Genomic DNA, 19,160 nt, shown 5'->3' with positions numbered 1-19,160 from the left:
CGGCCACGAAGGACCACGCGTTCATCTAGATGCTCGCAACCACTATCCAATACTCAAACACCACACCCCACCACCAAGATGGAGGGACTCCACACGGATCGACCGAGTGTTGTCTCAGGGCCCAATAGTGTGTCTGGCAATCATTTGCTGTTGTGCACCCGGTTTTCGTCCACTACAGACGAGAACCCCTCACGGCTCGCACTCCACCAATTGGAGTGCTTTTCGTGGTGCTCCTTAGAAAGGAGGTGATCCAGCCGCACCTTCCGGTACGGCTACCTTGTTACGACTTCGTCCCAATCGCCGATCCCACCTTCGACAGCTCCCTCCAAAAGGTTAGGCCACTGGCTTCGGGTGTTACCGACTTTCATGACGTGACGGGCGGTGTGTACAAGGCCCGGGAACGTATTCACCGCAGCGTTGCTGATCTGCGATTACTAGCGACTCCGACTTCATGGGGTCGAGTTGCAGACCCCAATCCGAACTGAGACCGGCTTTAAAAGGATTCGCTTAACCTTACGGCATCGCAGCCCTTTGTACCGGCCATTGTAGCATGTGTGAAGCCCTGGACATAAGGGGCATGATGACTTGACGTCATCCCCACCTTCCTCCGAGTTGACCCCGGCAGTCTCTCACGAGTCCCCGGCATTACCCGCTGGCAACATGAGACAAGGGTTGCGCTCGTTGCGGGACTTAACCCAACATCTCACGACACGAGCTGACGACAGCCATGCACCACCTGCACACAGGCCACAAGGGAACGCCTATCTCTAGACGCGTCCTGTGCATGTCAAACCCAGGTAAGGTTCTTCGCGTTGCATCGAATTAATCCACATGCTCCGCCGCTTGTGCGGGCCCCCGTCAATTCCTTTGAGTTTTAGCCTTGCGGCCGTACTCCCCAGGCGGGGTACTTAATGCGTTAGCTACGGCACGGATCCCAAGGAAGGAAACCCACACCTAGTACCCACCGTTTACGGCGTGGACTACCAGGGTATCTAATCCTGTTCGCTCCCCACGCTTTCGCTCCTCAGCGTCAGTTACTGCCCAGAGACCCGCCTTCGCCACCGGTGTTCCTCCTGATATCTGCGCATTCCACCGCTACACCAGGAATTCCAGTCTCCCCTGCAGTACTCTAGTCTGCCCGTATCGCCCGCACGCTCACAGTTAAGCCGTGAGATTTCACGAACAACGCGACAAACCACCTACGAGCTCTTTACGCCCAGTAATTCCGGACAACGCTCGCACCCTACGTATTACCGCGGCTGCTGGCACGTAGTTGGCCGGTGCTTCTTCTCCACCTACCGTCAATCCGAGAAAACCCGGACCTTCGTCGATGGTGAAAGAGGTTTACAACCCGAAGGCCGTCATCCCCCACGCGGCGTCGCTGCATCAGGCTTGCGCCCATTGTGCAATATTCCCCACTGCTGCCTCCCGTAGGAGTCTGGGCCGTATCTCAGTCCCAGTGTGGCCGGACACCCTCTCAGGCCGGCTACCCGTCGTCGCCTTGGTAGGCCATCACCCCACCAACAAGCTGATAGGCCGCGGGCCCATCCCACACCGCAAAAGCTTTCCACCAAAAGACATGCGTCTAAAGGTCCTATTCGGTATTAGACCCAGTTTCCCAGGCTTATCCCGAAGTGCAGGGCAGATTGCCCACGTGTTACTCACCCGTTCGCCACTCGAGTACCTCCGAAGAGGCCTTTCCGTTCGACTTGCATGTGTTAAGCACGCCGCCAGCGTTCGTCCTGAGCCAGGATCAAACTCTCCAAACAAAATCTCCTCGCAAGGCGAGTTGAATTTCAAATCAGAGATACCTGACAAGACGCCAAAAACTGGCATCAAAAAAGCGACCATACCCACACACGGGGGGTGCGAAATATGGTCAAAAAACAACAACAAATAAAAAGACCAAACACACTATTGAGTTCTCAAACAACACTTGTTTCGCCCGTTTTGGGGCAACCCTGCCAGCTTAATACAGATCCGGCAGGTAAGTCAACTCCCAATTTTGATCTGCGAGAGACCGTCTCGGGAGCAGCCGTGCCAGGCTAGTACCAATCCAGCGAGGGAGTCAAGGCCCCGCTCTCGTCCACCTTCGCGTTGGTGATCGCGCTTGTGGGGCACTGACTTTGGTTACTGTACCCGCTCGATCTCCGCTCCCAAAATCGCCAGGTTTTCCACGAACAACGGGTAGCCGCGATCGATGTGGAAGACGTCGTGGACCTCGGTGTCTCCGTCGGCGACAAGCCCGGCCAATACCAGGCCCGCGCCGGCCCGGATGTCCGAACACCACACCGGCGCGCTCGACAATTGCGGCAGCCCCCGAACGACGGCGTGGTGCCCGTCGGTTCGGGCATCGGCGCCCAGGCGAATCATTTCTTCGACGAACCGAAAGCGCGCCTCGAATACGTTCTCGGTGATCATCGAGGTGCCGTCGGCGATCGAGGCCAGGGCGATGGCCATCGGCTGCAGGTCAGTCGGGAACCCGGGGAAAGGCAGCGTCGCCACATTGACGGCCTTTGGGCGCTCGTACTGCGCCACCCGGAAGCTGTCGTCGGTCTGGGTCACGGTGGCGCCGGCATCGTGCAACTTGTGCAGCACCACCTGCAGGTGCGCGGGGTCGATGCCCGTCACCGTGATGTCGCCGCGGGTGATCGCGGCGGCGATCCCCCACGTGGCGGCGACGATGCGATCCCCGATGACCCGATGCTCGGTCGGGTGCAGCTTCGGGACGCCCGTGATGGTCATAGTCGGCGAACCCGCGCCTTCGATCTGCGCACCCATCTGGTTCAACATCGTGCACAGGTCCACGACGTCGGGCTCGCGCGCCGCGTTGTGGATGACGGTCACACCCTCGGCCACGACCGCGGCCATCAGGATGTTCTCGGTGGCCCCCACCGAGGGGAACTCCAGCTGAATCTCCGCGCCGCGCAACGTATCGGCCTGCGCCACCACGCATCCGTGCTCGATGTTGCACTGCGCGCCGAGCTGGCGCAGGCCGGCCTGGTGCATGTCCAGTGGGCGCGATCCGATCGCGTCGCCGCCCGGCAGCGCGACCCGGGCGCGCTTGCACCGGCCGACCAGCGGTCCCAGCACGCACACCGACGCGCGGAACTGTCGCACCGCGGCAAAGTCGGCATCGTATTTCGGCTCATCCGGAGAGGTGATTCGGGCGACGTCGCCGTCGAGTTCGACGGTTGCGCCCAACCCGCGCAGCACCTCCGCCATCAGCGGCACGTCCAGGATGTCGGGACAGTTGGTGATCGTGCTGGTTCCCTCGGCCAACAGCGTCGCGGCCATCAGCTTGAGCACGCTGTTTTTGGCGCCCCCGACTGTGACTTCGCCTGCCAACCGGTTGCCGCCGGTCACCACGAATCGCTCAGCCACCCGCGTCAGTCTAGTGAAGCGGTATCGCCTTGTCAGTCGGCCAAGCCACACCCGAGTACGGTTTGCTCATGGCTGTACACCTGACTCGCATCTACACACGGACCGGCGACGACGGCACTACGGGATTGAGCGACTTCTCGCGGGTCTCCAAGAACGATCCCCGCCTGGTGGCCTACGCCGATTGTGACGAAGCCAACGCGGCGATCGGTGTCGCGGTCGCCGTGGGCCGGCCCGACGAGCAGCTCGCGAGCGTGTTGCGCCAGATCCAGAACGACTTGTTCGATGCCGGCGCGGACCTGTCGACCCCCGTGGTCGACAACCCCGAATATCCCCCGCTGCGGGTCACCCAGCCCTACATCGATCGGCTCGAAAAGTGGTGTGACACATATAACGAGCCCTTGCCGAAGCTGAATTCGTTTGTGCTGCCCGGCGGTTCGCCGTTGTCGGCGTTTCTCCACGTCGCCCGCACCGTGGTGCGCCGGGCCGAACGGTCGGCGTGGGCGGCGGTCGATGCCGCGCCCGGGCAGGTCAGCGTGCTGCCCGCGAAATACCTGAACCGCCTCTCGGATCTGCTCTTCATCCTGTCGCGGGTGGCCAACGCGGATGGCGATGTGCTGTGGAAGCCGGGCGGCGGGAACCCCGGCGGAAGTTAGCAGGGGTCCGATAGGGCGATGCGCTCTAGAGGCTGCGCCGGCGGGACCGCGGCGACGGACGCGATTCCAGCCAGGACAAGAACGCCGTCAAAGCGCCCTTGTCGAGGGCGATCTCGTACCCGGACCTGCGGTCCTGGGTGGTGTCACGTAACTCGATGACGACGATCTCATCGGTCATGATGTCGAACTCGTCACCGCGGGGTGCCCGCCTGGACACGATCTCGACGCCGCGCCGGCTCAACCGTCGGTCCGGCCACAAGCGCAGGCTGGACAGCCGGTAAAACGCGGCTTCACCACCGCGGTAACGGATTACGCCGTGGCGCCAGCCATGGCCTCCGACCGCGGGAACGTCTCGCATGATCCCCGCCGTGCCGCCCTGGCGCAGCTTCCACAACCGATAGCTCAGCGCGACGACGGCGCCCGCCAGCACGACGACGAGCACGACCATGCCAACCATGGGCGCGCTCATCGGCGGCTAGTCGATCGCGCCGACGGCGCGCAATCTCGCGCGCCCCCTGGCGGCGATGCGCGGATCGTCCGACTCAGCAGCCTCTCTGGCGGCGCTCTCGTCGATCTCCGACTCGAACTCGGCGGATTCGGCGAGGATTGTCACCGATTCCTCGGTGACGGACAGGAATCCGCCGTCCACCGCGACCCGCAGGTCGTCCTCGCCTTCTCGTTCGACGCGCACCATTGCGTCGTCGACCAACTGCGCTACCAGCGGGATGTGCCTCGGCAGGATGCCGATCTCACCGACCGTGGTGCGGGTGAACAGAAACGTTGCTTCACCCGACCAGATCTTTCGGTCGACGGCGACTATCTCAACGTTCAATTCAGCCATGCCACAAGCCTTTCAGAGCCGTTCCGCTCACGCCTCAGGATTCCAGTTTGGCGCCAAAGCTTTCAGCCTTCTTCGCCAGGTCGTCGAGGCCACCGATCAAGAAGAACGCCTGCTCCGGGATGTGGTCGAAATCGCCCTTGGCCAGGCGGTCGAATGCCTCGATCGTCTCCTTGAGCGGCACCGTCGAGCCCGGCTGGCCGGTGAACTGCTCGGCCGCCATCATGTTCTGCGACAGGAATCGCTCGATGCGCCGTGCCCGCTGAACGAGCTGCTTGTCCTCTTCGGACAGCTCGTCGATACCGAGGATCGCGATGATGTCCTGCAAGTCCTTGTACCGCTGCAGGATTCGGATGACTTCCTGCGCCACGCGGTAGTGGTCGTCACCGACAACGCTTGGGTCGAGGATGGTCGAGCTCGATGCCAGCGGGTCCACCGCCGGAAAGATGCCCTTGGAGAACACGTTTCGGGACAGCTCGGTGGTCGCGTCCAGGTGCGCGAAGGTCGTTGCCGGCGCCGGGTCGGTGTAGTCGTCGGCAGGCACATAGACGGCCTGCATCGAGGTGATCGACTTGCCTCGCGTCGAGGTGATGCGCTCCTGCAACTCGCCCATCTCGTCGGCCAGCGTCGGCTGGTAACCCACCGCGGAGGGCATCCGGCCGAGCAGTGTCGAGACCTCCGAACCGGCCTGGGTGAATCGGAAGATGTTGTCGATGAACAGCAGCACGTCCTGCCCAGCCTCGTCACGGAACCACTCGGCCATGGTCAGCGCGGACAGCGCCACCCGCATACGGGTGCCGGGCGGCTCGTCCATCTGACCGAACACCAGCGCGGTGTCCTTGAGCACATCGGCTTCCTTCAGCTCGACCCACAGGTCGTTGCCCTCACGGGTGCGCTCACCAACGCCAGCGAAAACCGAAGTGCCACCAAAGTTTCGGGCGATACGGTTGATCATCTCCTGGATCAACACGGTCTTGCCCACGCCGGCACCGCCGAACAGCGCGATCTTGCCGCCACGCACGTACGGGGTGAGCAGGTCGACGACCTTCAGGCCCGTCTCGAGCATCTCGGTGCGGGGCTCGAGCTCCTCGAAAGGCGGCGGTTTGCGGTGAATCGACCAGTGCTCGAAATCTTCTCCATAGCCCGGCTTATCGAGGCAATGCCCCAGGGCGTTAAAGACGTGGCCCTTGACCTCCTGGCCGACCGGCACCGAGATCGACTTGCCGCTGTCCTTCACCTCGACCCCGCGCACCAGGCCATCGGTGGGCTGCATGGAAATGGTGCGCACCAGGTTGTCGCCGAGGTGCTGTGCGACCTCGAGCGTCAGCGTCTTCTTGAGCTCCTCGAACGTGATCTCGGCGTTGAGCGCGTTGAACAGTTCCGGCACGGAGCCACGCGGGAACTCGACGTCGACCACCGGGCCGGTGATTCGCACGACGCGGCCGCTGGTGTCGGAATTGGTGGTCTTTTCGTCAGTAGCAGTCATTTTCTTCTTCCTCGTGTGCTACTTAGCGTCGGCCAGCGCGTTTGCGCCACCGACGATTTCGCTGATCTCTTGGGTGATCTGGGCCTGCCGCTCGCGGTTCGCCATCAACGTGAGCTCTTTGATCAAGTCGTCCGCGTTGTCCGTTGCCGACTTCATCGCCCGTTGCCGCGACGCGAGCTCCGACGCCGCCGATTCGAGCAGTGCCGCGTACACGCGGGTCGTCACATACCGCGGCAGCAGGGCGTCGAAAAGCGTTGTGGCGTCTGGCTCGAACGAGTACAAGGTGTGGAGTTCGTCAGTGTCCTCGACGTATTCCATGACCAGCGGAGCGATGCGGTGGGCCACCGCGGACTGCGACATCATCGACTTGAACTCCGAATAGACGACGTGCAGTTCGTCGACGCCCTGGCCGTCCTCTGACTCGTCGTCGCCCGTGCCGGCCATGAAGCTCTCGACCAAGGTGGACGCGATCTCCTGAGCGTTTTCCACCCGGGGCTGCTCGGAGAAACCCGTCCAGGATTCGGTGATGTCCCAGTTGCGGAACTTGAAGTAGTTCAGCGCTTTACGACCCACCGTGTAGACGACCGGCGTCTTGCCTTCCTCCCGTAGCAGGGAGAACAGCTCCTCGGAGCGGCGGAAGATGCTCGAGTTGTACGCGCCGCACAGACCACGGTCGGAGGACACCACCAGGACGCCGGCCCGCTTAGGCTCGTCACGCTCGACCAGCAACGGATGGTCCAAGGCGGCTTCGGAGGACAACGTGGTGAGCATCGAGGTGATCTGGAATGCGTAGGGCCGCGCGGCTTCCAACCGCGCCTGCGCCTTGCCGATGCGCGAGGTCGCGATCATCTCCTGGGCCTTGGTGATCTTCTTGATCGACCCGGCCGAACGGATCCGGCCCCGTAATTCGCGAAGTGTGGCTGCCATCGGTGGCTACTTCTTGTCCTTGCCGGAGGCCTTGGAATCCTTGGATTCCTTCTTGTCCTTCGGCTTCTCCTTCTTGACCTGTACGGACTCCTTTTCCAGGTCCTCTTCGTCGAGGGGCTCGACGTGCTCATCGGGCACCACAGACCCGCCGCCTGTGGCCGCGAAGCCCTTCTTGAAGTTGTTGATGATCTCGGTGAGCTGGTTCTCGCCCTCCTCGGAGAGCTTGCCGCTGTCGCGGACGCCGGCCAGGAACTTCTCTTCCGAGGCCCGCATGTGATCGAGCAGCTCGGTCTCGAAGCGCCGGACGTCCTCGACGGGCACCGAGTCCAGGTGGCCGCCGGTGCCCAGGAAGATCGAAACCACCTGCTCCTCAACGGGCATCGGCTGGTACTGCGGCTGCTTGAGCAGTTCGACGAGGCGTTCACCGCGCTCCAGCTGCGCCTTGGAGGTCGCGTCCAGGTCCGAGGCGAAGGCGGCGAACGATTCCAGTTCGCGGTACTGCGACAGGTCCAGCCGCAGCGAACCGGCGACCTCCTTCATGGCCTTGATCTGTGCCGCACCACCCACGCGGGACACCGACACACCGACGTTGATGGCCGGCCGCACACCCTGGTTGAACAGGTCTGACTCCAGGAAGCACTGCCCGTCGGTGATGGAGATGACGTTGGTGGGGATGTAGGCGGAGATGTCGTTGGCCTTGGTCTCGATGATCGGCAACCCGGTCAGCGAGCCACCACCGAGCTCGTCGGAGAGCTTGGCGCAGCGCTCCAGCAGCCGCGAGTGCAGGTAGAACACGTCGCCGGGGTAGGCCTCGCGGCCCGGCGGGCGGCGCAGCAGCAGCGAGATCGCCCGGTAGGCCTCGGCTTGCTTGCTCAGGTCGTCGAAGACGATCAGGACGTGCTTGCCGTCGTACATCCAGTGCTGGGCGATGGCCGAACCCGTGTACGGCGCAAGCCATTTGAAGCCGGCGGAGTCCGACGCCGGCGCGGCGACGATGGTGGTGTAGTCCATCGCGCCGCCCTCCTCCAGGGCGCGCCGCACAGACGCGATCGTGGTGCCCTTCTGGCCGATGGCCACGTACACGCACCGCACCTGCTTGCGCTCGTCGCCGCTCTCCCAGTTCTCCCGCTGGTTGAGGATGGTGTCGACGCAGACGGCGGTCTTGCCGGTCTTGCGGTCGCCGATGATCAGCTGGCGCTGGCCGCGACCGATCGGGGTCATGGCGTCGATGGCCTTGATGCCGGTCTGCAGCGGCTCGCTCACGCTCTGCCGCTGCACCACCGACGGCGCCTGGATCTCCAGCGCCCGGCGAATGTCGGTGTCGATGTCTCCGCGGCCGTCGATCGGCTGGCCGAGCGGATTGACGACGCGGCCGAGGAAGGCGTCGCCGACGGGGACCGACAGGACCTCGCCGGTGCGCTTGACCTGTTGTCCCTCTTCGATTTTCTCGAAGTCACCCAGAATCACCGCGCCGACGCTGTGCTCGTCGAGGTTGAGCGCGACGCCAAGGACGCCGCCGGGGAATTCGAGCAACTCCTGGGTCATGACCGAGGGCAGGCCTTCGACGTGCGCGATGCCGTCCCCCGCATCGACGACGGTACCGACCTCTTCCCGGGAGGTGTCGGAGGTGAAAGAGCCTACGTACTCCTCGATGGCGCTCTGGATGTCATCAGCGGAGATTGTCAACTCGGCCATGGCTTTTCGTCTTCCTACTTGATCGTGGTTCGCGTGCGATTGTGATGAATGGTTGGTGTCAGTCGGGCAATTGGGCCTCGGCCGCGGCAAGGCGAGAAGCGAGCGTCCCGTCGATCACTTCATCGGCCACGGAGATGAGCAGGCCGCCCAGTAGTTCGGCATCGATCTGCAGCTGCACCGCCACCGTGTGACCGTAGATGCGGCTGAGCACGTCGGTCAGACGAGACCGCTGGGCATCGCTGAGTTCGGCCGCCGCGCTGACCGCGGCGACGATCTCACCGCGGCGCGCCACGGCGACTTCGGTCAAGAACTGAACGGCCTCCTCGGCCGGCTGGCCCCTGAGGAGTTCGACCGTCTGGGTCAGCAACGCAGTCACAATCGGCTGGACCCTGCCGCTTGCGCTGTCAAGCACCTTGCGCAACAACGCGACTCGGCCTTCGACGGGAACGGCGTAGTCACCCAGCAGGATGGAAAGTTGAGGCTGCGCGTCGAGGATGCGGGAGAACCGGAACAGCTGTTCTTCGACCTCGCCGACTTTGTCCTCGCGTTCGGCGACTTCGAGCAGCGCCTGTCGAGACACGTGTTCGATGGCGTCGACGAGGTCGGAGTTGGCCGACCAACGCTCCGAGACCGCCGCGCGCAGCACTTCCAGTGTGGCGTCGGCGACCTTGCCGGAGACGAGCCGCTCGATCAACCGGACCCGGGGGGCGGCATCCTCGGCGGGGACGGTGAGATACCGCGTGACGACGATCTCGCGGTCCAGCATCTGGGCCACCTCTACCAGCTCACTGGAGAGACTCGAAAGGCCCTTGCTGTCAAGGTCTTTGGCTATGGAGCTGAACTTTTCGGACAGGTTGCCCAGCGCGACGCGACTCGACGAGCGCATCTTGGTCATCAACGGATATTGAACGTCGGCCGACGCGGGAGCCATCTCGTCGAGCTCGTCGAGGAACCGGTCGACGGTGGCCGACTGCTGCTCCGGGTCGGCGACGAAGTTGCGCACCAGCTCGCCCGCCTGACGCACCGCTTCGTGGCCGAGTTCCAGACGCAGCTGCCGGCTCAGCTGGGTGCTCAACAGGTCGACCTGTCGGCCGCCCTGCACGTTGATGCGTTCGGATTCGACGTCGGCCTGGGCCCGCAGCTGTTCGACGATGCGGCCCGAGTCGCTCCTGGCCTCCTCGACGATCCGTTCGGCCTCCGACTTGGCGGACTCGACGGCATTGCTGTGTGCCGTGGTCGACTCGGTCAACCGATCGCTCGCCGTCGCAGCGTCTTTCAACTGCTGGCGTACGGCGTCTTGCCGAGCGGTCATCAGACGACGCACAGGCGGCACGACATACCGCACCACCAGTAACACGATGGCCGCGAATCCGATTAACTGCCCGATGAAAGTCGACATAGGTGATTACCGCCCGGACTTCCCTGTTGCGGACGCGCTCGCGGTGGCGGGCGCGACCTCGACGCCCAGGATCCGGCTGGCCAGTGTCGCCGACAGCGCGGCAACGTTGGCACGCAGATCCAGTTCCACGGCGTCCCTCTCCCGCTTCAATTGCTCGGATGCCATTTGCAACGTCGACATCACCTGTTGCTCGGCACGGGCGCGCGCGTCTTCTATCACCTTACGGCCTTCGGCGCGAGCGTCGTCGCGCAAAGACGACGCCTCAACCCGCGCTTCGGTCAGGGCTTCTTCGTAGTCGGCCTTGGCCGCTTCGAACTGCTCCGCCGCCTTCTTGTTGTCGGCAGCCGTCTTGGCGACCATGGCGTCACGCTCGCGCAACACCTTCATGACCGGTGGCACCACGAAGGTGCCGATGACGGCCAGCACGATCAGGAAGATGGCCAGCACGAAGAAGAAGGTGCCGTTCGGGACGAGGAAGTTGCTGCCCCCCTCGGCCACCACCTGGCTGGATGCCAGAACGCTCGGGCTCGCGTCACCCATGCGAACTACTTGCCGACGGGGGTTGCGAAGACGAACAGCGCCATGAAGGCCAGGTTGATGAAGTAGGCCGCCTCAACCAGACCGACGGTGATGAAGAACGGCGTAAACAACCGGCCTTGCGCCTCGGGCTGCCGGGCGATGCCGGAAACCAGCGCGTTACCGGCGATGCCGTCACCGATACCGGCACCGATCGCGCCGCCGCCCATGATGAGTCCACCGCCGATGAGAGCTGCGGCTGCGACTTGGGGGTCCAAGCTGGGCATTGTTTTCCTCCTCTAATCTGGTAGCGGTCTACCAGGCTTCTGTAATGGTGTGTGACTCAAAGCGATTCACGGCAGTCTCAGTCATGGTGATCCTCGATCTCCATGGCTTGACTGAAGTACAGGATGGTCAGGATCGAGAAGATGAAGGCCTGGATCGCCCCGACGAAGAGGTCGAAGGCCTTCCAGATCGCGTTGGGCGCCCACATGATGTAGGGCGGGAACAGCGCGATCAGGGCGACCAGGATGCCGCCGGCGAAGATGTTTCCGAAAAGTCGCAGCGACAACGAGATTGGCTTGGCGAGCTCTTCGACCAGGTTGATCGGCGCCAGGAAGGCCACGTGGCCCTTGATCACCGCGAGCGGGTGTCCGATGACGCCGCGGCGCCAGATGCCCGCCACGTGGTAGCAGACGAACACGAACAGAGCCAGCGCCAGAACGTAATTGATGTCCGCGGCCGCCGACTTCAGCAGCTCGGTGGTGTGGCCCGACTTATCGGTGTACTGCAGCGGGAGCACCGAGAGCCAGTTGGAGATCAGGATGAACACGAAGATGGTGACGGCCAAGGGCAACACGAACGGCGCGATGCGCATGCCGACCGCGCTCTCGATCTGATCGCGCATCTGGACGGTGATGGCCTCCCAGAACAGCTGAACGCCGCTGGGCACACCGGTGGAGGTGATCTTGGCGCGCAGGAAGAAGGCCAATGCCAACACGATCACCGCGGCGATACCCGTCGCCAGAATCGTGTCGGTGTTGACGGTCAGGCCGAGCCACTTGGCTTGGGTGTGGGCGCCGACCTCGATCGCGCCCTCGGCCAGGAACGTCGTCTCAGGCATCGGTGGTGTTCCTTCCTTCCGGTCCTTCCGACCCTGTGATCACTCCGCCTTCGGCACCGTCCGTCGGCTCCGCCCAGTCGCCGGCGCGCAACTTCTTCCAGACCGGGAGCGCCGTCGCGGCGACCAAGAGGATCTGGAACAGCGCCAATCCGAACAGGACGCCCAGGCCGGCGGGCCGAAAGACGTAGGCGATGATCAGCCCGAAGACGGTGATGATGGCCAGCCGTGACGCCGAGTTGACGGCCATCGACCTTTTCAGCGGGTGATCCTTGGCGGTGATGGACTCAACCGAGCGACGCACCAGTACCGCGTTGAGCAAACCCAGGAGAAGCCCGACCCCGAAGAAGACGCCGACCATCAGGTGACCTGACAGTGCGGCGGCGAGCACCGCCACGGCGGTGATGGCAGCGCTGATCGCGAAGAGCCGAACCGGACGGAAAGCAACAGAGGGAAACACCAACGGCGCGTCCTGCGCTGGTGTCGTCACTGCAGCACCTCAATCCCAGGTTGATGAACGGGAACCCCCCGACCGACTGATCGGTGGTCCGCCGAGCGTATCGCACGTCACAGTTGAATCACCCAAGGGGTATCTCCCGAGGCCGGTCTTGAACCAGCCCGGTCGGAGTGGCCTCCGATGGGCCGGTAGCCTGCACGGCGTTTTGGGGTTCTACCAGCACCGTACCACATGCCGAACCCTACTACTACCCTTCGTCGTAGTAGTCGTCGCCCCGCCGCAACAGCGGGATCGCGGTGGCGATGCCGGCCACCACGATGGCGCCCAGCATCACCGCGGCGGTATCGCGAGGACGGAAAAAGATCGTGCTGGCCGCGCCGAACGCGACGATCCCCACCCACAGATAGATCAGCAACACCACCCGGCGATGCGAATGACCGATCTGCAGCAACCGATGATGCAGATGCATCTTGTCGGGGCTGAACGCGCTGCGGCCCGCGCGGGTGCGGCGCACGATCGCTAGCAGCAAATCGAGCATGGGTACGAAGATGACCGCCGCGACCAGCAAAAACGGCGACAGTAGGACGAACACGTCGCGGGCGCCGTAGGCGTTCTGCGAGACGGGGCCGGCGGCGGTGGTGGACGCGGCCGACAGCATCAGACCGATCAGCATCGAACCGGAGTCGCCCATGAAGATCTTGGCGCGATGAAAGTTGTGCGGCAGGAAGCCCAGACACGCCCCGGCGAGCACCACCGAAATGACCGCGGGCGGATAGAACAAGACGTCACCGCCGTGGTCGCGCAGCAGCCCGACCGAGAACATGCAGATGGCCAGGGCGGTGATCAGCCCCAGCCCGGCGGCCAGACCGTCGAGCCCGTCGACGAAGTTCATCGCGTTGACGACCGAGACGGTGAGCGCCAGGGTCAGCAGGATCGACGAGGCCTGGTCGAGCACGATGGTGCCCACGCCGCCAATAGGGATGTACAGGACACTCCATGCCACACCCATGGTGACCAGCACGCTGGCCGCGGTGATCTGACCGGCGAACTTGGTCAACGCGTCGAGGCCCCAGCGGTCGTCGATCAGGCCGATGCCCATGATGACCGCGCCGGCGACCAGGACCGCGGGCATGCCGGTGGAGTAGACGAACCCACGGGTGAGCGCCGGAAGCTGAGACGCCAGAAAGACGGCCGTGATGACGCCGACGAACATCGCCAGCCCGCCCATCCGGGGCGTCGGCGTCACGTGGACGTCGCGCTCCCGCGGATAGGCGACCGCGCCCAGCCGGGTCGCGAGCACCCGCACCGGCCCGGTGGCGAAGTAGGTGATGATCGCCGCGGTCAGCCCCACCAGCGCCAGTTCGCGAAGCGGAACGCCGGCGCCGCGGTCGGCCAGCGCGAGCAAACCACCGGCAAGGTTGGTCACGTCGCTGGACATCACCGAGACCGTACTGGACAAACCTGGTACCTCGACAACCGCTCCAGTCAGGCCTGGGCGGTCAAACTTTCCGGATCGAGGGCCAGCACTTCGGCGATCCGCTCCGCGCTCACCGGGCCCGGTCGCAGTATCCGCGGCGTGGCCCCGGTCAGGTCGACGATCGTGGACGCCGCCCCCTGATCCGAGGGACCCGCTTCCAGATAGACGTCGACCAGATCGCCGAGCTGGCTGCGCGCCTCGTTGGCGTCAACCGCGGCCGGACGGCCGGAGATGTTGGCGCTGGAGACCGCCAGGGGCCCGACCTCGCGCAGCAGTTCGATCGCCACCGGATGCAGCGGCATGCGCAGCATCACGGTGCCGCGGGCATCGCCGAGGTCCCACTGCAGCGACGGCGCCTGGGTCACCACCAGGCTCAGCGCGCCCGGCCAGAAGGCGCGGATCAGGTCGCGCGCCCCGTCCGGCATGGTGTAGACGAGCCCCTCGATGGTGTGCCAGGAGCCGACCAGCACGCCCACCGGCATGTCGCGCCCGCGCCCCTTCGCCGAGAGCAATGCGGATACCGCGGCGCTGTTGAACGCATCGGCGCCGATGCCATACACCGTGTCGGTCGGCATGACAACCAGCCGGCCACCCTTGAGCGCTGCCGCCGCGGCGGCGATCCCACGTGAGCGCTGATCGGGATCCGCACAATCGAAGACGTCAGTCATCGGCGCCGCTCTCCCCCGCTTTTCGTCGCGCCGTCACGAAGCGTGGCCGTCCGGTCAGGTCGCGGCGGGCCTGGACGTCGTCGAATGCCCCTGTGCCAACGAACAATTCCGCCGTCTGCGCCGAGGTGGTGTCGTCGTGCTCGACGCCGATGAGCCCGCCGGGGCGCAGCCAGCGACCGACGAGACGGACGAGGGGCGCGATCACCGCCATTCCGTCCGGACCGCCGAAGACGGCCTGGTGTGGATCATGTTGGGCGACTTCGGGATCCAGCACGGCATCGTCGGGAACGTAGGGCGGGTTGGCCACCACCATGTCAACCCGCCCATCCAGATCGGCGAGCAGGCCCGGATCGCACGCCAGCTCGACGACATCGGCCTGCAGCAGCTCGATCGTCGTGCCCTGCGCGTTGCGGCGCGCATACTCGAGCGCGGCATCGGAGTTGTCGATGGCGACGATTCGCGCTTCGGGCCAGTGGTGGGCCAGCGCCACCGCCAAAGCGCCCGAACCGGTGCACAGGTCGACGATGATAGGTGTCGGCGTAAGTTGTTGCGCGGTCGCCCATTCCAGCAGGGCCTCGGTCTCGGGGCGGGGTATGAAGACGCCGGGGCCGACGTGCAGCAGGACGGGTCCGAACGCTGCGGTCCCCACCAGGTGTTGCAGGGGCACCCGTCGCGAGCGTGCGGCGACGACGTCGCGGTAGCGCCCGAGAAAGTCCGCGCCGGGCGACTCGAGCAGGGCCAGGCGCCCCCGGTCGGTACCCGCCAGATGCGCGGCCAGCTGCTCGGCATCCCAACGCGCAGAATCGATTCCCGCCTCGGCAAGGGTGGCCGCAGCATCGTTGATCGCGCGCCGCAGGACGTTCATGCCTGTTGCAGCCGGGTCTGCTTGTCGGCGGCGGCCAGGGCGTCGAATAGGGCGTCCAGGTCACCGTCGAGGACCTGATCGAGATTGTGCGCCTTGAAGTTGATGCGGTGGTCCGCGATCCGGTTCTCCGGGAAGTTATAAGTGCGGATGCGCTCGCTGCGGTCCACCGTGCGGATCTGGCTGGCGCGGTCCGCCGAGGCATCGGCCAGCGCCTGTTCTTCGGCCAAGGCCTGCAGACGGGCGGCCAGGACCTGCAGGGCGCGGGCCTTGTTCTGCAGCTGCGAGCGCTCGTTCTGGCAGGTGACGACGATGCCGGTGGGCAGGTGCGTGATGCGCACCGCGGAGTCGGTGGTGTTGACGCCCTGGCCGCCCTTCCCCGAGGAGCGGTAAACGTCGATGCGCAGATCCGACTCGTCGATCTGCACCTCGCCCACTTCTTCGGGTTCTGGGTACACCAGCACGCCGGCGGCCGAAGTATGAACGCGGCCTTGGGATTCCGTTACCGGGACGCGTTGCACCCGGTGCACTCCGCCCTCGAACTTCATTCGGGACCAGACCCCGTCGGCGCTGTCGCCCTTGCTGGCGATGGCCAACGTCGCGTCCTTGTAGCCGCCCAGATCCGAGGTGGTCTCGTCCAGCACGGTGACGGTCCAGCCGTGCCGCTCGGCGTAGCGGATGTACATTCGCGCCAGGTCCGCGGCGAAGAGGGCCGATTCTTCCCCGCCCTCACCGGATTTCACCTCGAGCACGATGTCGTCGGCGTCGTGCGGGTCGCGCGGGGCCAGCATGTCGGTGAGTTGGGTGTCCAACTCGGCCACCTGGGTTTCCAGGTCCGTGACCTCGGCGGCGAAGGACGCGTCGTCGGCGGCCAGCTCTCGCGCGGTCTCCAGGTCGTCGCGCGCGGCCACCAGTTTGCGGTAGGTGCCCACGATCGGGGCCAGCCGGGCGAACCGGCGTCCGGCCTTGCGCGCCTCGTCGGGGTTGCTGTGCAATTCGGGGTCGGCCAGCCGGCGCTCGAGGTCGGCGTGCTCGGCCAGCAGCACGTCAATGGTCTGTACCGGCTTGGTCACCGCCCTACCTCCTGCCCCGTTGTGCCCGTCATTGCCGCAAACGCAAACCGACGCCCGGCCCGTGCGACGACTCGCACAGTTCGGGCGTCGGTAACCGAGCTATTTGTCGGCAGCGGCTCCGGCGGTGCGCTTGCCGTACCGCTTCTCGAAACGCGCCACCCGGCCACCGCTGTCCAGGATCTTCTGCTTGCCGGTGTAGAAGGGATGGCACTGCGAGCACACCTCGACGGTGATGTGGCCGCCGTCCTTGGTGCTGCGCGTCTGGAACGTGTTGCCACACCCGCAGAGCACCGTGGTCTCCGCGTAGGAGGGGTGAATGTCAGCTTTCATGATGTCCTCTTCGATCGTGTCCGCGTCGATTATGCCGGGTCAACCGCCATGTCCCCAAAACAGCGGGATAGGCTCCGCCATTCCCGGGGCGGTTGCGCCGAAACTTAAATCACGGCGATGGCCACCGGCGTGTCGGGTGCGTGGTTTAAGTGTCGCGGTGAGCGACCGTCCCCCTAGTCGTTGTCCATCGCCCCAGGGGTCGTCTTGGACACCTGGACCAGGAACTCGTAGTTGTTCTTCGTCTTGCGCAGCTGCGACATCAGCAGGTCGATGGCCTGATGCGAGTCCAGCCCCGACAGCACGCGGCGCAGCTTGTGCACGATGCCGAACTCGTCCGGCGAGAGCAGCAGCTCGTCCTTGCGGGTGCCCGACGGGTTGACGTCGACCGCGGGGAAGACCCGGCGCTCGGAGATCTTGCGATCCAGCTTGAGCTCGGCGTTACCGGTGCCCTTGAACTCCTCGAAGATGACCGTGTCACCGGTGGACCCGGTCTCGACCATCGCGGTGGCGATGATGGTCAGCGACCCGCCTTCCTCGATATTGCGGGCAGCGCCCAGGAACCGCTTGGGCGGATACAGCGCGGTGGAGTCGACACCACCGGACAGGATCCGGCCCGACGCAGGCGACGCGTTGTTGTAGGCGCGGCCCAGGCGGGTGATCGAGTCCAGCAGCACGACGACGTCCTTGCCCTGCTCGACCAGGCGCTTGGCGCGCTCAATGGCAAGCTCGGCGACCGCCGTGTGGTCCGTCGGCGGCCGGTCGAAGGTCGAGGCGATGACCTCTCCTTTGACCGAGCGGGTCATGTCGGTGACCTCTTCGGGCCGCTCGTCGACGAGCACGACCATGAGGTGGCATTCCGGGTTGTTCTTGGTGATCGCGTTGGCGATGTCCTGCAGGATCGTCGTCTTACCGGCCTTGGGCGGCGACACGATCAGCGCGCGCTGGCCCTTGCCGATCGGCATGATCAGGTCGATGACCCGGGTGGTCAGCCGGTCGGGCGTGGTCTCGAGACGCAGGCGCTGGTTGGGGTACAACGGTGTCAGCTTGGAGAAGTCGGGACGCTTTTTGGCGTCCTCGACCGAGCCGCCGTTGATGCTGTCCAGGCGCACCAACGGGTTGAACTTTTGCCGCTGGTTGGGCTGTTCACCTTCCTTCGGCACGCGGACCGCGCCGGTGACGGCGTCGCCGCGGCGAAGGCCGTTCTTGCGCACCATGTTCATCGACACGTAGACGTCGTGGGGACCGGCCAAATAACCGGAGGTGCGCACGAACGCGTAATTGTCGAGGACGTCAAGGATGCCGGCTACCGGCTGAACGACGTCGTCCTCACGCAGCTCGGTGTCACCACCCTCGCCGGAGCGCTCACCCCGGCGACGACGGTCACGGTCGCGGAACCGGCGTCCCCGCCGGCCCTGACGGCCCTCGCCGTCGTCGTCCTGCTGGTTCGAGCCGCCGCGGCCCTGCTGGCCACCGGAGTTCTGATCCTGGTCGTTGCCGCCGCCGCCCTGGCCGCGGTCGTCGTTCTGGTTGTCGTTTTTAGGTTTCTCGCGACGCTCGGCCTCACCGGTGGCTGCGCCCTCACGGTCGCCTGCGCCCTCGCGGTCGGCCTCGTCGTTGCCGCGCCCGGCCGAACCGGCCTCGCGGGAAGCGCCGCGTCGTTCGCGGCGGGGCGCCTCGGTGCTCGCGCCGTTCTGGTCGCCCTTGGCGGCCGGTGCCTCGGCGCCGTCGGTGCCGTTCTTGGCGTTGTCGTTGCTGTCCGACTTGCCGCTGTCCTCTGCGGACTTGGTGCCGTTGGCGGGAACGCCGTTGGCCTGTGCCCGGACTTCTTTGATCGCGGCGATCAGTTCGTTCTTACGCATGCCCGACGTCCCTTTGACGCCAACTTGATTGGCCAGCGCGCGCAGTTCGGGCAGCACCATCGTGGACAGCGCACCTCCCGAGACGGCGGGTTTCGCGTCTGGAGTGTCAGTGGTCACGGCATTCGACAGTTGATTGGCGTCAGTGTTTTCGCCAGCCGTGAACAGGTCCGTATCAGTCACGGATTTCCTTTCTTCCCCCGCTGATCAGGTCATACGGGGGGTTCGTTGCATTCAGGCAAATTGCCGAGTGCGCCCAATCATCGACTCTGCAACGGTGATCGCCTGGATCGGCGGAGTAAACGGCGAACCTCGTCCACAAGAAGAATTGGTGTTGTCCTAGCGGCAAGGCAGTATGGATGCAGATGCAGATGCTGCGATTGCTGGACGGCTCCGAGGATAGCCCCCATCCCTGTCGG

17 protein-coding genes, 1 rRNA gene and 1 pseudogene are annotated in these 19,160 nt (G+C 64.8%); 1 reads left to right on the top strand and 18 read right to left on the bottom strand.

Translation table 11 applies throughout. From position 1 onward, the window contains the following. Positions 1–238: 238 nt before the first annotated feature. Both DQP57_RS19360 and murA read right to left on the bottom strand, forming a co-directional pair. Positions 239–1,769, bottom strand: a 16S ribosomal RNA gene (locus DQP57_RS19360). 361 nt (positions 1,770–2,130) lie between these two features. Then, complete coding sequence (murA, locus tag DQP57_RS19355) at positions 2,131–3,384, bottom strand: UDP-N-acetylglucosamine 1-carboxyvinyltransferase (RefSeq protein ID WP_112634336.1); 1,254 nt, start codon at positions 3,382–3,384, stop codon at positions 2,131–2,133. Between the two features lie 68 nt (positions 3,385–3,452). Between murA and DQP57_RS19350 the strand changes: the two genes are divergently transcribed. Further along, on the top strand, positions 3,453–4,037 hold the full coding sequence (locus DQP57_RS19350; RefSeq protein ID WP_112634335.1) for a cob(I)yrinic acid a,c-diamide adenosyltransferase: 585 nt from the start codon (positions 3,453–3,455) through the stop codon (positions 4,035–4,037). Positions 4,038–4,062: 25 nt separating this feature from the next. Here the strand turns inward: DQP57_RS19350 and DQP57_RS19345 are convergent, their stop codons facing one another. The 16 genes and pseudogenes from DQP57_RS19345 to rho form a co-directional block, all read right to left on the bottom strand. Beyond that, positions 4,063–4,506, bottom strand: coding sequence for a DUF2550 domain-containing protein (locus tag DQP57_RS19345; RefSeq protein ID WP_112634334.1), 444 nt, complete (start codon positions 4,504–4,506; stop codon positions 4,063–4,065). Between the two features lie 6 nt (positions 4,507–4,512). Beyond that, positions 4,513–4,878, bottom strand: coding sequence for a F0F1 ATP synthase subunit epsilon (locus DQP57_RS19340; RefSeq protein WP_112634333.1), 366 nt, complete (start codon positions 4,876–4,878; stop codon positions 4,513–4,515). A 34-nt stretch (positions 4,879–4,912) separates the two neighbouring features. After that, positions 4,913–6,361, bottom strand: a complete 1,449-nt coding sequence (gene atpD, locus DQP57_RS19335) for a F0F1 ATP synthase subunit beta (protein ID WP_112634332.1) — start codon at positions 6,359–6,361, stop codon at positions 4,913–4,915. A gap of 18 nt (positions 6,362–6,379) precedes the next feature. Then, positions 6,380–7,288 (bottom strand): F0F1 ATP synthase subunit gamma, encoded by a 909-nt coding sequence (locus tag DQP57_RS19330; RefSeq protein ID WP_112634331.1) that lies wholly within the window; start codon positions 7,286–7,288, stop codon positions 6,380–6,382. A gap of 6 nt (positions 7,289–7,294) precedes the next feature. After that, on the bottom strand, positions 7,295–8,983 hold the full coding sequence (gene atpA / locus DQP57_RS19325; RefSeq protein WP_112634330.1) for a F0F1 ATP synthase subunit alpha: 1,689 nt from the start codon (positions 8,981–8,983) through the stop codon (positions 7,295–7,297). 58 nt (positions 8,984–9,041) lie between these two features. After that, on the bottom strand, positions 9,042–10,382 hold the full coding sequence (locus DQP57_RS19320) for a F0F1 ATP synthase subunit B/delta (RefSeq protein WP_112634329.1): 1,341 nt from the start codon (positions 10,380–10,382) through the stop codon (positions 9,042–9,044). Between the two features lie 6 nt (positions 10,383–10,388). Then, positions 10,389–10,922 (bottom strand): F0F1 ATP synthase subunit B, encoded by a 534-nt coding sequence (locus DQP57_RS19315; RefSeq protein ID WP_112634328.1) that lies wholly within the window; start codon positions 10,920–10,922, stop codon positions 10,389–10,391. 5 nt (positions 10,923–10,927) lie between these two features. Beyond that, on the bottom strand, positions 10,928–11,176 hold the full coding sequence (locus DQP57_RS19310) for a F0F1 ATP synthase subunit C (protein ID WP_112634346.1): 249 nt from the start codon (positions 11,174–11,176) through the stop codon (positions 10,928–10,930). A gap of 86 nt (positions 11,177–11,262) precedes the next feature. Next, positions 11,263–12,021, bottom strand: a complete 759-nt coding sequence (atpB, locus tag DQP57_RS19305) for a F0F1 ATP synthase subunit A (RefSeq protein ID WP_112634327.1) — start codon at positions 12,019–12,021, stop codon at positions 11,263–11,265. Beyond that, positions 12,014–12,508 (bottom strand): ATP synthase subunit I, encoded by a 495-nt coding sequence (locus DQP57_RS19300; protein ID WP_112634326.1) that lies wholly within the window; start codon positions 12,506–12,508, stop codon positions 12,014–12,016. Before DQP57_RS19300 ends, atpB begins: the two co-directional genes overlap by 8 nt. Before the next feature lie 214 nt (positions 12,509–12,722). Beyond that, a pseudogene (locus tag DQP57_RS19295) lies at positions 12,723–13,932 on the bottom strand (glycosyltransferase family 4 protein); the annotation flags it as partial. Between the two features lie 28 nt (positions 13,933–13,960). Next, complete coding sequence (locus tag DQP57_RS19290) at positions 13,961–14,620, bottom strand: L-threonylcarbamoyladenylate synthase (RefSeq protein WP_112634324.1); 660 nt, start codon at positions 14,618–14,620, stop codon at positions 13,961–13,963. Continuing rightward, positions 14,613–15,485: a peptide chain release factor N(5)-glutamine methyltransferase gene (gene prmC, locus DQP57_RS19285; protein WP_112634323.1), complete on the bottom strand. Its 873-nt coding sequence runs from the start codon at positions 15,483–15,485 to the stop codon at positions 14,613–14,615. Before prmC ends, DQP57_RS19290 begins: the two co-directional genes overlap by 8 nt. After that, positions 15,482–16,555 carry a peptide chain release factor 1 gene (prfA, locus tag DQP57_RS19280; protein ID WP_112634322.1) on the bottom strand — a complete coding sequence of 358 codons (1,074 nt, stop codon included), beginning with the start codon at positions 16,553–16,555 and terminating at the stop codon, positions 15,482–15,484. Before prfA ends, prmC begins: the two co-directional genes overlap by 4 nt. Positions 16,556–16,654: 99 nt before the next feature. Beyond that, the gene (gene rpmE / locus DQP57_RS19275; RefSeq protein ID WP_112634321.1) at positions 16,655–16,885 is read right to left on the bottom strand and encodes a 50S ribosomal protein L31; all 231 of its coding nucleotides are present in this window, start codon (positions 16,883–16,885) and stop codon (positions 16,655–16,657) included. 173 nt (positions 16,886–17,058) lie between these two features. Then, positions 17,059–18,924, bottom strand: a complete 1,866-nt coding sequence (gene rho, locus DQP57_RS19270; protein ID WP_112634320.1) for a transcription termination factor Rho — start codon at positions 18,922–18,924, stop codon at positions 17,059–17,061. Positions 18,925–19,160: the final 236 nt, after the last annotated feature.

It is taken from the genome of Mycobacterium colombiense (assembly GCF_003284935.1).
In the GTDB taxonomy this organism is placed as follows: Bacteria; Actinomycetota; Actinomycetes; order Mycobacteriales; family Mycobacteriaceae; genus Mycobacterium; species Mycobacterium arosiense_A.
The sequence above is the reverse complement of the archived record's forward strand: the minus strand, read 5'-3'. Positions and strand labels throughout refer to the sequence as shown.

Bases quoted from the DNA above. Each gene is read 5' to 3' on its own strand.
- DQP57_RS19350 (WP_112634335.1), top strand. From the start codon at position 3,453: ATGGCTGTACACCTGACTCGCATCTACACACGGACCGGCGACGACGGC.
- DQP57_RS19345 (WP_112634334.1), bottom strand. From the start codon at position 4,506: ATGAGCGCGCCCATGGTTGGCATGGTCGTGCTCGTCGTCGTGCTGGCG.
- DQP57_RS19340 (WP_112634333.1), bottom strand. From the start codon at position 4,878: ATGGCTGAATTGAACGTTGAGATAGTCGCCGTCGACCGAAAGATCTGG.
- atpD (WP_112634332.1), bottom strand. From the start codon at position 6,361: ATGACTGCTACTGACGAAAAGACCACCAATTCCGACACCAGCGGCCGC.
- DQP57_RS19330 (WP_112634331.1), bottom strand. From the start codon at position 7,288: ATGGCAGCCACACTTCGCGAATTACGGGGCCGGATCCGTTCGGCCGGG.
- atpA (WP_112634330.1), bottom strand. From the start codon at position 8,983: ATGGCCGAGTTGACAATCTCCGCTGATGACATCCAGAGCGCCATCGAG.
- DQP57_RS19320 (WP_112634329.1), bottom strand. From the start codon at position 10,382: ATGTCGACTTTCATCGGGCAGTTAATCGGATTCGCGGCCATCGTGTTA.
- DQP57_RS19315 (WP_112634328.1), bottom strand. From the start codon at position 10,922: ATGGGTGACGCGAGCCCGAGCGTTCTGGCATCCAGCCAGGTGGTGGCC.
- atpB (WP_112634327.1), bottom strand. From the start codon at position 12,021: ATGCCTGAGACGACGTTCCTGGCCGAGGGCGCGATCGAGGTCGGCGCC.
- DQP57_RS19290 (WP_112634324.1), bottom strand. From the start codon at position 14,620: ATGACTGACGTCTTCGATTGTGCGGATCCCGATCAGCGCTCACGTGGG.
- prmC (WP_112634323.1), bottom strand. From the start codon at position 15,485: ATGAACGTCCTGCGGCGCGCGATCAACGATGCTGCGGCCACCCTTGCC.
- rpmE (WP_112634321.1), bottom strand. From the start codon at position 16,885: ATGAAAGCTGACATTCACCCCTCCTACGCGGAGACCACGGTGCTCTGC.